At 46.7% G+C, this 14045-nt stretch carries 14 protein-coding genes and 1 other RNA gene; 7 read left to right on the forward strand and 8 right to left on the reverse strand.

Translation table 11 applies throughout. From position 1 onward, the window contains the following. The first annotated feature begins 147 nt into the window (after positions 1–147). Genes GZ78_RS18260 through GZ78_RS18270 form a run of 3 tightly spaced genes read left to right on the forward strand, consistent with a single transcriptional unit; the run spans position 148 to position 1292 of the window. Complete coding sequence (locus GZ78_RS18260) at positions 148–348, forward strand: hypothetical protein (RefSeq protein WP_034839188.1); 201 nt, start codon at positions 148–150, stop codon at positions 346–348. A gap of 42 nt (positions 349–390) precedes the next feature. Next, positions 391–759 (forward strand): AHH domain-containing protein, encoded by a 369-nt coding sequence (locus GZ78_RS28455; RefSeq protein ID WP_081869931.1) that lies wholly within the window; start codon positions 391–393, stop codon positions 757–759. After that, positions 744–1292 carry an imm11 family protein gene (locus tag GZ78_RS18270; RefSeq protein ID WP_152558814.1) on the forward strand — a complete coding sequence of 183 codons (549 nt, stop codon included), beginning with the start codon at positions 744–746 and terminating at the stop codon, positions 1290–1292. Before GZ78_RS28455 ends, GZ78_RS18270 begins: the two co-directional genes overlap by 16 nt. Before the next feature lie 19 nt (positions 1293–1311). On the opposite strand, the gene GZ78_RS27680 is transcribed toward GZ78_RS18270, so the two are convergent. The 5 genes from GZ78_RS27680 to smpB all read right to left on the reverse strand — a co-directional run bounded on the left by GZ78_RS27680 (position 1312) and on the right by smpB (position 6296). Continuing rightward, positions 1312–2130, reverse strand: coding sequence for an HNH endonuclease (locus GZ78_RS27680; RefSeq protein WP_161787422.1), 819 nt, complete (start codon positions 2128–2130; stop codon positions 1312–1314). Between the two features lie 240 nt (positions 2131–2370). Further along, entirely contained in the window at positions 2371–3579 is a 1209-nt protein-coding gene (locus tag GZ78_RS27685; protein WP_152558815.1) for a restriction endonuclease, read from the reverse strand. A 571-nt stretch (positions 3580–4150) separates the two neighbouring features. Beyond that, positions 4151–4516, reverse strand: a transfer-messenger RNA (tmRNA) gene (gene ssrA, locus GZ78_RS28460). A gap of 87 nt (positions 4517–4603) precedes the next feature. Next, positions 4604–5686 carry a hypothetical protein gene (locus GZ78_RS18285; RefSeq protein WP_034839195.1) on the reverse strand — a complete coding sequence of 361 codons (1083 nt, stop codon included), beginning with the start codon at positions 5684–5686 and terminating at the stop codon, positions 4604–4606. A 130-nt stretch (positions 5687–5816) separates the two neighbouring features. Then, positions 5817–6296, reverse strand: a complete 480-nt coding sequence (gene smpB, locus GZ78_RS18290; protein ID WP_034839198.1) for an SsrA-binding protein SmpB — start codon at positions 6294–6296, stop codon at positions 5817–5819. A gap of 493 nt (positions 6297–6789) precedes the next feature. On the opposite strand from smpB, the gene GZ78_RS18295 reads away from it, so the two are divergent. From GZ78_RS18295 to GZ78_RS18310, 3 genes are all read left to right on the forward strand, one after another. Further along, positions 6790–8148 (forward strand): sodium-dependent transporter, encoded by a 1359-nt coding sequence (locus GZ78_RS18295; protein WP_034839200.1) that lies wholly within the window; start codon positions 6790–6792, stop codon positions 8146–8148. Positions 8149–9309: 1161 nt separating this feature from the next. Continuing rightward, a complete protein-coding gene (locus GZ78_RS18305; protein WP_034839627.1) occupies positions 9310–9741 on the forward strand; it encodes a type II toxin-antitoxin system RatA family toxin in 432 nt (143 codons plus the stop codon). After that, on the forward strand, positions 9734–10081 hold the full coding sequence (locus GZ78_RS18310; protein ID WP_034839206.1) for an RnfH family protein: 348 nt from the start codon (positions 9734–9736) through the stop codon (positions 10079–10081). Before GZ78_RS18305 ends, GZ78_RS18310 begins: the two co-directional genes overlap by 8 nt. Positions 10082–10115: 34 nt before the next feature. On the opposite strand, the gene GZ78_RS18315 is transcribed toward GZ78_RS18310, so the two are convergent. After that, positions 10116–10493 (reverse strand): outer membrane protein assembly factor BamE, encoded by a 378-nt coding sequence (locus tag GZ78_RS18315; protein ID WP_034839209.1) that lies wholly within the window; start codon positions 10491–10493, stop codon positions 10116–10118. Positions 10494–10595: 102 nt separating this feature from the next. Here GZ78_RS18315 and fur point away from each other — a divergent pair, with 102 nt between their 5' ends. Continuing rightward, positions 10596–11003: a ferric iron uptake transcriptional regulator gene (gene fur / locus GZ78_RS18320; protein ID WP_081869942.1), complete on the forward strand. Its 408-nt coding sequence runs from the start codon at positions 10596–10598 to the stop codon at positions 11001–11003. Positions 11004–11308: 305 nt separating this feature from the next. Here fur and recN read toward each other — a convergent pair whose 3' ends face one another. Continuing rightward, on the reverse strand, positions 11309–12994 hold the full coding sequence (gene recN / locus GZ78_RS18325; protein ID WP_034839214.1) for a DNA repair protein RecN: 1686 nt from the start codon (positions 12992–12994) through the stop codon (positions 11309–11311). A gap of 139 nt (positions 12995–13133) precedes the next feature. Beyond that, entirely contained in the window at positions 13134–14018 is an 885-nt protein-coding gene (locus GZ78_RS18330; protein ID WP_034839216.1) for a DMT family transporter, read from the reverse strand. Positions 14019–14045 lie beyond the last annotated feature (27 nt).

Here is a 14045-nt window from a genome sequence, read left to right on the forward strand (position 1 = left end):
AAGCTTTTTCAGATGAAGAATTCATAAAGGTGAAAGTGATCGACAGATATAAAGTTCATTCTGTTTGAGCTGTGCAAATTACATGAGATAGAATTCAGAGGCCATTAGCTTTCAAGTTTGAATAAGTATAAAAATGGATTGGGATGTATGGATACACAAAGTGATATTGAAGTTGAACTGATTGAAGAGCATGAGTTGAGAATCGATCTTGAGTTTCTTCTCAGAGAGACGAAGAGCAGGCAAAGCATTGATCAACTCATAGAAGAAACCAAGACCAGAAGTCTATTTTTGGCTTTGTCTCAGTACCGCAAAGAGTCATTTTCTATGACACCAAGTCAGCTGAGATGAGAGAAACACAGCTCCTCTACTTTAGGTCAGCATCTTCGAGCTATTGGCCAAGACAAACCCTGTCAAGACTTTGAAGCGCACCATGTAATCGTAGGTGGTTCAAAGAGAGCACGAAGAGCAAGGAAACTCTTAGCTAATTTGGGGATAAGAATTGATGATCCAATCAATGGCGCTTGGCTTCCAAACTTCAGACGCAATACGCCCCACCCGAAAATGCCTGAAGCCTATGCCCACCGACCCATTCATACCAAGTGTTATTATCTGAATATTGAAAATATTTTGTCACAGACTATGAATAGAAAACAGGCACACTGGGTGTTGCAAAAGATAGCCAGAGAGCTCCAGCAAGGTATTTTTCCTGTGGATAAAACGATGTCAGCCCAAGAAGTTGAAATGTGGATGAGAGTGTAGAAATGAAGATGTATGTTTTATCAGCAGATACCAACCACTATGCCACTTTTGTCCCAGTCGATGAGGATTATGATGAAGTCTTCGGTGACCTATGGTGCAAAGGTGAGGAGCTATCAGCTAACTGGCCCAAACCATTGGAGATAGAGCTTGATGAAGAGGATGAAAATAAGCCAGTAGGCGACTTTGGATTTCTTTTTTCTGGGTCGTTAGTGTTGAGTAATCGTGCTAAGGAATTACTGTCAGGCATGTTGAGTGCTCAGGATGAACTGATGCAGTTGAGCTTGGCAGGTGAAGACTATTGGCTTCTAAATATTAGAAATATACTCAATGCACTTAATGCCGAAGCTACTGAATTCAATGAAGTGGGTCTTCTGGTGAAAAGAGTTTTTGACTCCCGGTTGGTGAGCTCTTCAGACTTTTTCAAGATAGAGGAAGATAACAAGACTTATATTTACTGCTCGGAAAGGGCTGTAGATGTGATGAAGGCTTCGGGCCTTACAGGTCTTGTCTTTGAGGAAGTTGATGTAGTTTGAGTTTAAAGTTTTGCTTGCTTCAAAAGTTACCTCTTTCCCTATGTCGGGCAAGTAACGATCTATTAGGCTCATACTGCTTTGGTAGCAGAATGGGCTGACCTTCCTTCCTCAAAAAGTATTCGGTCACACTCTGACTATTAAAATGCTCTTTGATGTCTTTTGAGAGGATGATTCTGTAGTCATCATCAAGGCTTATCAGATTTTTGTCGAAAGCGGCATCATAAGTGGCAGACAAGCATAAGCCGTTGCTTGGATTCATTCTGTTCGCTTTGTCTTCAGACCAGGGTACGATATGGCTTGCCCGGTTTACAGTGGGTATATTCAGTCCAGTAATACAGCAGCTCTGGTCGTATATCTCCAGAATTATCTTTCGAAAAACATTCTGGTTTCTCCTCACCGTGACAGATTGGACAACATCTGTACCTTCTAGGTTTCTGTAATCTAGCTGCAAGTATTCTGGGATGTGAACTTCTTGATCTAATCTTTCAGCTAAATCTGAACTACTTCCAGAGTGCTGATGAAATTCATTGAGAAGATGCTGTTCATGGAAATGTTCCACTAGAAATCGTTGGTAGCTTCTCAAAGCTGCAGAACAATAGCCACTGGTTAAGTAGCTTTTAGGGATGCCATGAAGATTCCAGACGCTGACTTTTCCTTTCTTCTGTTCTTCCAGTACCTTTAAGCGAAGCGCTTCCAATCGATCAGTAGATGATACATTCCAGATATCAGTGCAGTCAGCAAAGCCTTGAGGTTTCTCAAGTATCATCTGTCCAAGGAGATCAAGGGCTCTCACATAGGATGAAGCTTTACCACTCCCATCAATGTTTGAGTCATTCATGTGGTTTTCGTAGGCGCTTCTATTCATCATTTGTTCGAGATGCATTGCAATGATTAGCGGATATTACTGATTACAGCTGTTTCGTACAATTTTGAGGCTCTCTATCATCAGCCTCTTCCTCAAAGATCTTTTTAGGATCTCCAACTGATTGAGGCTCATCTTCATGGGGTCCGTCTGAAAACAGTTCTTTAGATCGCTCTCTGATTCTTTTCAAACGTTCTTTCAGTGTTTCGTTCATAATTACTCATTCTGTTGATTGGAAAATTTACCTTCAGCCCAGAGCTTTTCAAACTCTTCTTTGGCTCTCATCCGTCGATTTACGCACTCAACCATATTTTCATTAGCTCGTATGCCTTCGCATTCCCAGGGAGTGTGGTACCAGGTATCAAAAGCGGTATCTTTTCTCTGCTCTTCTTGCTGCTGCCTGCGTATCTCTTCAAGAATGCGCCTATTTTCTGCCGCTTCGGCTTTAGCTTTTTGCAGAGCTTTCTCCTGTTGCGTATGAATATCTGGAGCTTTTGGAAGGGGCTTAAGGCTGATCACACTATGCTCTTGGGCTTGTTCTGAATTCTGATCAGGCTTCCCTTGAGACAGGATTGATTTCTCCAGATAAGAGAATGTCCAAGAGGTAGCAGTCTTGATTGTGAATATCGTGAATAGGACAAAAACTACTATAAGCGATAACTTCAGAGCAAAGAGCTTCAGAGGGTTGGCTGTGTTGCTTTTATGATTTGACCTCTTTCTTGCTCTAAGGACATCTTCTACATAAGGGTCTTCGTTGTTTAGATTCGATCTTTTGGCAGACAGTGCCGAATAAATTCTCTGTTTTTCTGTTTCTTTACCTTTGTTAGAGGATGGCTTGAGGTGGAGCACTTGGCGACACTTCGGGTAGTTCATGCAGCCCCAGAACTTTTCTCCCTTGTTTTTACCTTTGGAGCTTGTTCGAAGTGTCATTTTTCTATCACATGAAGGGCAGGTGGGTGTTTTGAAGTCTCCAGAAAGAGCTTTTTGATAGATGTGAAGGCGATTTTCTTCTGGAAGCTGTTCGATAAGCCTCAGAAGTTTTGTGCCCGATATGAGAAGAATTTTATTGTTGTTTGCGAAAGCTTTAGCGTCATCCGTGAAGTCAGTTGAAGCTATAAATACGCCCTTCTGAACTTTATCAGCGGTGACTACGCCATAGAACTCTCGAATAGCTTTAACGCCTATTTTTTGATTTGACCAAGCCTTACACTGGACATAGACACTTGCTTTGGTAACAGCATCTGGTCGACTGATGATGATATCTACACCACCGTCAGAACCAATATCGGTTAGCTTTGCGTCAAAACCTTTTGCTTGAAAGTAGTCTATGCATAAGATTTCAAACCGCTTCCAGTCCATCTCCTTGAGATGAGATAGATTCAGATTATTAGCGCTTGAGCTTCCTGCTGAATGAGATGGTTCCAAAACTCCTCCCTAAGAATCAGATTTGCTGAACATATATTATTCAGCTGATTCTCTGACCAACTTTCCTTGATGTATGCGACATTGTTCTTATTCTTCTCTCTAATCCTACCTATGGGTGCTTTTAAGTGCCATCAATTCCTTTATCAGATCCTATAGATAGCTCTGCGAGGTTGCTGGGGTTGTCCAGGATGTACTTAGGGTTTGTCTCAAAATAAATTCCCTATTAGAGCATGGGCTCCGTTCACCCTGAGCCTGTCGAAGGGTGGTGGCTCTGGGCTTCGACAGGCTCAGCCTGAACGGGTTTGTTCAAATACGGAAGTTATTTCAGGACTATTCCTTAGAGCTTTTTGAGCTAGATATGGGGGGATGAGTGAAGATTGAAGTGTGCTGGCAGCCCAGCGGCGGGAATTGTGAACTACTGTCCTGTAGTTCACCCTGCGGGCCAGCCTAAAGGCTGTCCAAAAATGTTCCAGACATTTTTGTGAACCCGCTACGCGATCTTGCAATTCGCTGCTTCATGTATATACGAAAAAGGCCCGGTATTTTTCGATACCGGGCCTTTTTCGTATATTGGTGGAGGCGGCGGGAATTGAACCCGCGTCCGCCGATCTTACGCCTTCGGCTCTACATGTTTAGAATCCGTTTTTAAGTTAACGTAGAACGACCCAACGGGCAGGGTGACACTACGCGATCCTGAATAAGTTTAACCAGTCAGCCTCAGGCATGCAGCTTGGCGATCCCGTTTGCAATTGCGATCAGTACCAACCAACAGGCAAGTCAGAGTGATCGGGAGCTGGCAGGGTTTAAGCTGCCAGAGCTCCTTGGTAGTTGTCTTCATTAGCAACTAAAAGGTTGTAGTGATTTGATTTACGAGCACCACTACGTGCTCGACATGCACCTTAGGTTTCAGTACCGTCGTCGAATCCAGATCGCCCCCGGTGAAACCAGAGGCTATTTATTTCAAGAAATGCTAAAGAAGTCAACTGGTTATTTGTACTTAGGATAATTGAAGAGACGACGTTTGTCATAGAATAGTGCAGCTGGAGCTGTTGCCAGACGGGTCATCTTCTGGAGGTTCCTGGCCATCGTCTGATGATTCGTCATCGGTTTCTTCGCCAATAAAATAGGAATCATCTTCTTCAATGTCCACTTCTATGGGAGAGGAGATGGTTTCTTCCGATGTGCCCCTTGAAATCTGACTGACAGACGTTGAGGGGCTGTCCAAAGTATCCAGCGACGGGGTTTCTTCTCTTTCTTTAGCAGCAATCAGCCAGTCATCTTCATGGCCAGAGGTGCCGACTTTAGGATTAATGCTTCTGGCAAGCTGAAGCAGAGCTGATTTCTGTTCAGGCAGGAGTTGCTCTGCTGGGCAATCGTCCATTTTTTCAAAGTCGACGTTCTGGGCTTCCGGGGCGTAATCCAGAAACAGCTCGGTGTCAGGGCCGATGTCCTGATTAGCCAGTGCCACGACTTCTATACAGTCTTTCATGGAAGCAGAGGGTTTCATGAAGTAGTGCTCTTCTCCCTCTTTGGTGCTTTCCTGGACAGTTCCAGTCTTGATGTAGGGCTTGGCTCTGACGTTCGCTATAGCTTTGTCATAGTTAATGAATTTTAGAAGTCCTTCTACATGTATGCCGTATTTCAGGCTGGCAGCAGGCTGGTCTTTCTGAGGGAATTCTTTGGTGATGTTCGAGGTCCAGATTAAATGGGTTGCAGAACTGAGAAGTCTTACCCGATTGCCTTCCAGGGTAAACATGCAGACATCCTGTCCGGCCACTTCCATGGCATAAACGGCTCGACCCTGAAAACAGCCGATGAGTTCGTTTTGTCTGAAGCTTCGTTTGGTGAAGGCCCCCATTCCAGCAGCGGGTATGCGGCTTTGCCGATTTGTAATCCGCATGTTGACCGGGCCAATCTCTTTGCTCTTGGCTTTGATGGCAGGAAAGCCGGTCTGCTTGTTAACAATGTAACCGTTTGAGTGTCGCTTGGGACGGCGGACACTGACTTCTTTTCCCTTTGGTGTTTTGCCACTGTTGGTATGCACAGGACTGCGCTTTTTTCGATGGGGGGGCGGTGTTTTTGAAGTGTGACCTTTAATCCTTGTCATCAGGCTGTTTCCAAGCTTTTTCTTCAGTATGGCAAACCTTCAGGATTAGTCAGGGGAGTGGTTGAGGAGAGTTTATTAAGGGGGAGTATAAGAAGTTGTGGCAGGTAGAGTACCTGCCACAGAGTTAGAGTCAGCCTCGGTGCATAACCCGCTGCTTTTCAATATTCCATTCACGCTCTTTGGTGGCGGCTCGCTTATCGAATTCTTTTTTGCCTCGGGCGAGCGCTACCTGACATTTGATCAGGTGACCTTTCCAGTAAAGCTTGATAGCAATACAGGTGTGACCTTTCTGCTGGGTTTCCGAGAACAGCTTGGCCAGCTCTCTTCTGTGCAGCAATAATTTTCGGTCACGCAGGGGGTCTGCCACCACATGAGTAGATGCCGTGTCTAATGGTGTAATCTGGGCGCCAATCAACCAGGCTTCGCCATCTTTGAGTAAGACATAGCTGTCGACCAGCTGTACTTTACCCATGCGAAGACTTTTAACTTCCCAGCCTGCCAGTGAAAGCCCTGCCTCAAATGACTCATCTATGTGGTAGTCATGACGGGCTTTTTTGTTGACGACAATTGATGAGTCGCCTTTACCGCTTTTTTTCGATCTCTTAGCCATACGCGGATTATAACGCGGATACACTATAAAACCAGTCGTTGCTTATGACAGTTTTTTATTCATCTTTATGTACTGGAGATAGTGGTTTTTTCGTATTTATCTAGGGTGGTTGGTTTTTTAGTTGGAAGATCTGGGTTTGTGGTTTTGTTTGGTAGATCTTTCTTATTTTGGGGTGAATAGAGGAAAAAGTGGTTGAGGTCAGAAATTAAACGGATACAATGCTCAGCGTCGCCCTCATGCTCCAGTTAAAACGTTATATTAACGGTTTTTCTGGTGTTCGATGGGCTGTCATTTGTGCCCCTGGCTGTTAGTAATGACTCTCTCTCTGCTTCAGGCTGGTTATCGTTTGAGTTCCTTTTCCTGATTGTCTATTTCGAGACCCAATAGCCCGGGCGGCTTTCAATTTAACGCAGCGTTGCTCGATTCATTATTGCAGTACTCTGCGTGAAAGTGTCACTCAATAAGTTTTAGTTGTACATCATTGAGGAGTCTCATGTCAGGACAAAACCCTGCCGCCTCGCGCAAGACCTGGAATAACCGATGGACATTTATGCTGGCTGCGGCTGGTTCTGCCATTGGTCTGGGTAATATCTGGAAATTCCCTTACATCGCTGGCCAGTATGGTGGTGGTGCCTTTGTTATGGTTTATCTGCTGTGCATCGCACTGGTAGGTGTTCCATTGCTGATGGCTGAAACCGCTATCGGTCGTTCAACCCGTCTGAGTCCGCTGAATGCCATGCGTAAGCTGACCAGTGACGCGGGTGTGTTCCGTGGCTGGGAAGTCATTGGCTGGATGGGGATGCTTACCGGTTTCATCATTCTGACCTTTTACAGTGTGGTCGCGGGTTGGGCGCTTTCTTATGCCTGGGATCTGCTGACTGGAGTATTCACAGGTATGAATGCTGATCAGGTCGGTGGAGAATTTGAAGCTCTGACTGCGTCAGCACCCAGACAGATTCTGTGGCACACCCTGTTTATGGCCATTACCGTCTTTATTACGGCTCGTGGTGTCCATAAAGGCCTGGAGAAAGGTCTGCAGGTCATGATGCCAACTCTGTTCGTCCTGTTGTTTGTCATGCTGGGTTACAGCATGCTGGCTACCGGTGAGTTTATGCGCGGTTTCCACTTCATGTTTGATGTGGATTTCAGCAAGATTACCGGCGAAGCCGTAGTAGCTGCTATGGGGCAGGCATTCTTTACCTTGAGTCTGGGTATGTGTGCTCTGATGGCATACGGTGCTTACATGCCAGCTAACAACTCTATTCCCCGTACTGCTCTGAACGTAGCTTTCCTGGATACTCTGATGGCCATCATTTCTGGCTTGATTGTATTCCCGATCGTTTACGCTCACGGTCTGGAGCCCTCTGCCGGACCCGGTCTGCTGTTTGTATCTCTGACATCGGCATTCGCTAACATGACAGGCGGAGCCATTCTGGGCTTCATGTTCTTTGCTCTGGTAGGTATTGCTGCTCTGAGTTCTGCTATTTCCCTGATTGAGCCATCTCTGGCTTGGGTTACAGAGCGCTTTGGTATCAACCGTGTGCTGGCAACCTGCATGATCGGTGGTGCTATCTGGTTGGTAGGTCTGGGCTCCGTGTTCTCATTCAACATCTGGGCTGACGTCAAGTTCTTCGATAAGACTATCTTTGACCTGGCGGGTTACATGACCGACGTCTTCCTGCTGCCACTGGGTGGAGCACTGACAGCGATCTTTGCAGGCTGGATGCTTAAACGTTCTGTTATGTCTAACGAACTGGCCATGAGTGTTGGTATGTTCAATGTATGGCGCTTTGCGATCCGTATCATTGTGCCAGCTGCAGTAGCTTTGATTCTGTACACAGCATTGAAGTGATTTGAACTTTTTATAAGTGATGAATCGATGAGAGCCGGATGCTATTGCATCCGGCTTTTTTTTGTATCAGAAGGATCTTTTGATCAGGCCTTCCAGTTTTGTTTGTGCTTCCGGTAGGTCCAGCCGCTTCGCTGGGTCCGGGTGCAGCATGCCTTTGAGCAGGATGACCATCTCTGGAGAAAAGCAGGCAATATGCTTTTTGAAGAAACGAACAATACAGTGTAGGTAGTCGATATCGGTAGGTTTTTTTAGCTGTCATGATCTCGGTGAAACAGGCTGCAAGGCTCCAGGCAGTCGACTTAGAGAGATTGACTGAGCCTTCGACACCCAGCCATGGTTTGTTAATAACACAGGATTCAAGTTCGGGAGCGTTGTATTGAGGGGGGCTAGGAGGCTGACCGAGAATAAACAGCCCGGCCTAAAATCCAGAAAGAACGGCCATCTTTTCCACTGAATTTGCTTAAATAGGTCAACTATTCGCACAAATTCAGTGAAAAAGCTGACTCGTTCTACTGAATTTTATGCTCGGACGCTATTCTCGGTCAGCCTCCTGGTTCGATCGGATCCAGTAAAGCCTTTTCTTCAGGGGCAAACTCGCACACCGAAACAAAGTCTGCAAATTTTGGTTTTCCATTCAGTCAATGCTGTCCCCGGAGAAAGCTCTGATGATGTTTGGGTGGTTCAATTTACTGAGCACTCGGGCTTCTATTTGCATATTTGTCAGTCGCTGCTCAGGGGTTATGCAGGGATCTGTTGCATTTTTACGGGCTACTTCCTGCTCCTGGGATTCTCCTGGATGAACATGACCTTCGCTGCTTGATCTCAACAGTTTTTTAATGAAAAACAGCTTCAGGGGTTTGATCTATGCAGGTTCGAGCCCCACCAGTCTTCTCGCAACGTTAACGGGTTTTATCAACAGGTATTTGTAAAGTGCATTCAGAACTTGATAGGTGACGCTGGGTTTAACAGGGCCTTGTCCTTCGGGTGGTGTCGAGTTGTTTATCTGCATGGATGAGGTCCCAAAGGCAGATATTCAGTGCCCAATATCGGCTCATACCCTTGACTCTGAAGCAGGGAAACGAAGCCTTTCTCCCTGAAAGCAATAGCTTTAACAATATGGTATGCTCGCTGGCCCTTGTTTTTTTATATTTGCAATGCGTCATGCCAAGAGTCTCCCGTTCAGCCCTGATTATGCAGCCGGTAGAAAAGATGTATCCACTGGTGGCTGATGTTGAAGGTTATCCTGAGTTTTTGCCCTGGTGTTCAGGGGCCAGAATACTTAAGCAGGAAGGAGAGGTTATTGAAGCCGTTCTTGAGCTGTCCAAGGGGAGCCTGGGTTATGAATTTTCCACAAGGAACCGAATGGTTGAAAACCAGTCTATTGAGATGTCGTTGCTGAAAGGGCCGTTCTCAAAGTTGAATGGAGTTTGGACTTTCAAGCCTTTAGGGAATGAGGGTTGTAAGGTGTCTTTGGAGCTGGACTTTGAAATATCCAACCCACTCTTGAGAGCAACTGTTGGAGCCGTATTCAACAAGGCAATGAACAAAATGGTTGATGCCTTTTGTCAGAGAGCGGAGCAGCTTTATGGCTGAAAACAATAACCGGCTAGAGTCGGGTGAAGAGTTCAGGGTGAGTATCGAAATCGCCTACGCTAAACCGGATGATTATCGGATACTGACCTTGGAGGTTGGGGAAGGTACAACTGTACTAGATGCTGCCAGGCAGTCCGGCATGCAGTCGTTCTTTTCAGAAATTGATTGGGACTCTGTGAAGTTGGGTATCTTTGGAAAATCGGTCATCAGACCAGCAGAACAGGCTGTGAAAGAGGGTGACCGAATAGAAATTTATCGGCCACTGATCGCAGATCCGAAAGAAGTTCGCAAGAAGCGAGCAGAACAAGCAAAGCTCAAAAAAGAAGCAGCAGCATCCTGAGATGAGCTGCTTTTAGTCAGTGGCGCTATTGTTTTTAGGGTGCTTCACCAGCATCGGGACGAAGGTCTCCCTCAACGGAAGAGAGCTTGTCGTCCTTGAAGAAGATGGTCAGGGTTTGCTGGGTGCGTTTTTCGCCACCAGACTGCATGCTGGAGACATAATCCCAGCGGTCCCGATTAAAGGCGTCCTCCAAAAGAGGGGTGCCCATAACATATTGAACCTGGTTGCGTGTCATGCCAGGACGAAGCTGGTCGACCATTTCCTGGGTAATTACATTACCCTGCTGGATGTCTATCTTGTAGACACCAGGAAAGCTGATGAGTTTTGAGCCGCTGTCTGTAGAGCTGGCGCATCCAGCCAGAAGAGCAGCGGCAGTGAGGACAACTGTGGTCAGAGCTGGACGTTTTTGCATCGGTTTCAGACTTCCACTATCTTCTTCGAAAATGAATTTGCGACTTAAAAATGAGATAATAGCAGGGATTACCTGCTAATTGCTAAGGGTTAGGGAAACGTGTTGGAAAATCAAGAGTTGCGCAAAGCGGGTCTGAAGGTCACGCTGCCTCGTGTCAAAATCCTCCAGATTCTTGAGAGCTCCCAGGGCCGTCATATGAGCGCTGAAGATGTTTACAAGGCTCTTCTGGATGCACAGGAAGATGTGGGTCTGGCCACTGTTTACCGGGTTTTGACCCAGTTTGAAGGAGCGGGCCTGGTGGTCAGGCATAACTTTGACAGTGGACACTCAGTTTTTGAGCTGGCTACCGGTGAACACCATGATCATATGGTTTGCATGGAAAGTGGTGAGATTATTGAGTTTATGGATGAAGAAATTGAGCGCCGCCAAAAGGAAATTGCTGATAAGCATGGCTATGAGATTGTCGATCACAATCTGGTGCTGTACGTAAAACCAAAACAAAAATCCTGATTCTTGCTACGAAACACGTCCCGTTACAAGAGGCCGGTCTGGCTGGGCCGGCTTTTTTTATGGGGTGCATTTATTTGATGAGACTGCCTCATCCCTGTCTATACCCATCGCCTTTCAAGATGCTACGTTGTTGCCAGCGTTCGCTCACCCTGATCACCTACTACTTGTAGGCTCACAGGGCTTCGCTCACTTGTCGCCTAGTAGCATCTTGAAATCCAATGGGTATGCACGTAATCGCCCCTGTGAAGGCGATTGAAGTGAGCTGAAAGCCGAAGCACTCCACTTTGAAGTGCTTTGCTGCAAGTTCAGGCTGCAGACTTGGGGCTGCTCAGGTTAAGCATCTCTTTGGCGTGATTGAGTGTGGATTCGGTCATTTCCAGTCCGCCCAGCATTCGGGCTACTTCTTTAATGCGACGCTCACCTTTCAATCCTGCTATTTCGGTGGATGTTTTGGCATTACGGACTTTCTTGCTGACATGTAGATGCTGATGCCCCTGAGAGGCGACCTGGGGTTGGTGTGTCACGCAAAGAACCTGACTCTTTTCTCCTAACTCTCTCAACATAGAGCCAACCGTCTCGGCAGTGCCGCCGCCAATACCGACATCCACTTCATCAAAAACCATGCTGGGAATATGAGAGGTTTGGGCAGTGATGACCTGAATGGCCAGACTGATTCTGGATAACTCACCCCCTGAGGCGACTTTGGCCAGCGCTCTGGGCGGTTGTCCCGGGTTGGTAGTGACCAGAAATTCAATGTCTTCAGCACCATTCGGTGACAGTGTACTGGCCTCTATAGGCGTCAGGGCAATAGTAAGCTGGCCGTGTGGCAGACCTAATAAAGCTAAACGTTTGGTGACTTTCTTCTCAAGCTGTCGGGCTGCAGTTTGACGTTTTTTCGACAGCTTTTTACATTGACTTTGAAAGTCTGATTTCAGTTCGATCAGTTTTTTCTGAAGCTCTTCAGCGCGTTCATCGCTGAACTGTATGCTCTCCAGTTCATTGCTGAGAGTATGCTGTTTCTCCAGTAATTCTTCAGGCTGAACCCTGTGCTTTCTTGCCAGTTCATAAATAGCGCTGAGACGCTCATCCACTTCCTGCATTCTTGCCGGATCGGCATCAAAATGATCAATGAAATGATTAAGCTCTCCTACAGCTTCTTCAATCTGGATCTGAGCAGAGGAAATCATTTCCAGAGTGTTGTTGATCGCGGAGTGGTCTGTTTGCAGATCACCTATGCGCTGCATGCAGAGGGTGAGTTGCTGGAGAATATTGCCGGCTTCGTTCTCGGAACAGATATCGTTGACCTGATGGCATACTGAGAGTGTGCTCTCTGCGCTTGTCAGTTGTTTGAGTTCTTTCTCAAGTTGTTCAAGCTCACCTTCCTGAATTGAAAGCTGTTCGAGCTCCTGAAGCTGATAACTGAGCAGTTGAATACGTTCATCCTGCTCTTTGCGGTTATTGGTCAGCCTGTCCAGTTCATGGTGGGTCTGGTTAAACTCATGGGCTATTCGAGCGACAGCAGAAGCTAGCTTTTGAGTGCAGGAAAAATCATCCAGCAGCAGTCGGTGACTGGTCTTTTTGAGTAGTGACTGACTTTCGTGCTGACCATGAATATCAATCAGCAGTTCGCCAATGGCGCGAAGATCGGCAAGAGGGGACAGTGTTCCATTGATATAGGCCCGGGAGCGCCCTTCTTTTGTGATGACCCTGCGCAGAATACATTCATCGTCACTGGACAGTTCTTTTTGTTCCAGCCATTTTTTAGCGGCAGTGCATTGGTTGATATCAAAAGAAGCATGAATTTCCGCTTTATCTGAGTCCTGCCGAACGCAATGGCTGTCGGTTCTGTCACCTGTGGCGAGGCCCAGGGCATCGAGCATGATGGACTTGCCGGCACCGGTCTCACCGGTAATGACAGTCATTCCAGAATTGATGTCCAGGTCCAGTTGGTCAACGATGGCAAAGTTGCTGATGGACAATTGGGTCAGCATGATAAACACCGGTTACTGTAGCGTTACTGTTTATATATACAGTAACCTGAAGTGGCAAATTCGTAAAGTCAGAGACAAAAAAAATCCCCTGATCTCGATTGGAAGAGAGCAGGGGATTATAGGTATCGAGCAGTAGAAATCAGGCTGTGGCTTTGGGAGAAGGCTTCTCAAATAACTGATTGATTGCCAGAGCTGTCACGATAATGCCAAGAGACAGCCACGCGGTGGATGGCAGAATTTCATGGTTAACCAGTGCGCCCAGAAGTACACCAATAAGAGGTACCAGGTAGTTGTTCATGGAGGCAAATACGGGGCCGGCCTGAGCAATCAGAGCCATATAGAGGAAATAAACAACACCTGCACACATGACTCCCAGGTACAGGATCGATGTGGCGCTGGCGGAGGTTAGTTCAAGAGTCCACGGTGCCTGAAATAGACATGCAACAATCAGTAGTTGGATCGATGAACAGGTTAAAACATTGCGGGCAACAATGATGGGGTGCTCATTATTGATCTTTTTAAGCATCAATAAGCCGGTTGCGAAACAGCCAGAAGCGATGACCACCGCCAGCGCTGCCAGGAGGCTGGTGTGCCCAGAGCCATTGGAAAGCTGAGGGTAGAACAACAACAGCAGGCCGCAGAAACCAATGACGACACTTACCATGCCTGCTGGTGTGATTCGGGAGCCTCTGAGTACCAGAGGAGAAAGGATGATTGTGAAGAAGGGAATGGTTCCCATCAAGATGGCCGTGACAGCCGTATCCAGGTATTGCTGGCCCCAGGCGATCAACACAAAAGGAATGGTCGCTTCCAGCAGGGCGATGAAGTTGAATGTGCTCAGGCGTCGCCCCTGACCTTTCATGCCAAACAGTGCCGTCAGAATAATCAGGGTGAGTGCCCCTACGGTAGCTCGACCCGCTCCTACCCATACCGGTGGCAAATCATTGACAGCAGCTTGTTGAAACAGGAATTGAGATCCCCAAATCAGGCCAATGGCCAGTAGGTAAAAATATTTCTTTATCATGCTGCTCAGTATAGGTATTCAAATGTG

It is taken from the genome of Endozoicomonas numazuensis, from assembly GCF_000722635.1.
Taxonomy (GTDB): domain Bacteria; phylum Pseudomonadota; class Gammaproteobacteria; order Pseudomonadales; family Endozoicomonadaceae; genus Endozoicomonas_A; species Endozoicomonas_A numazuensis.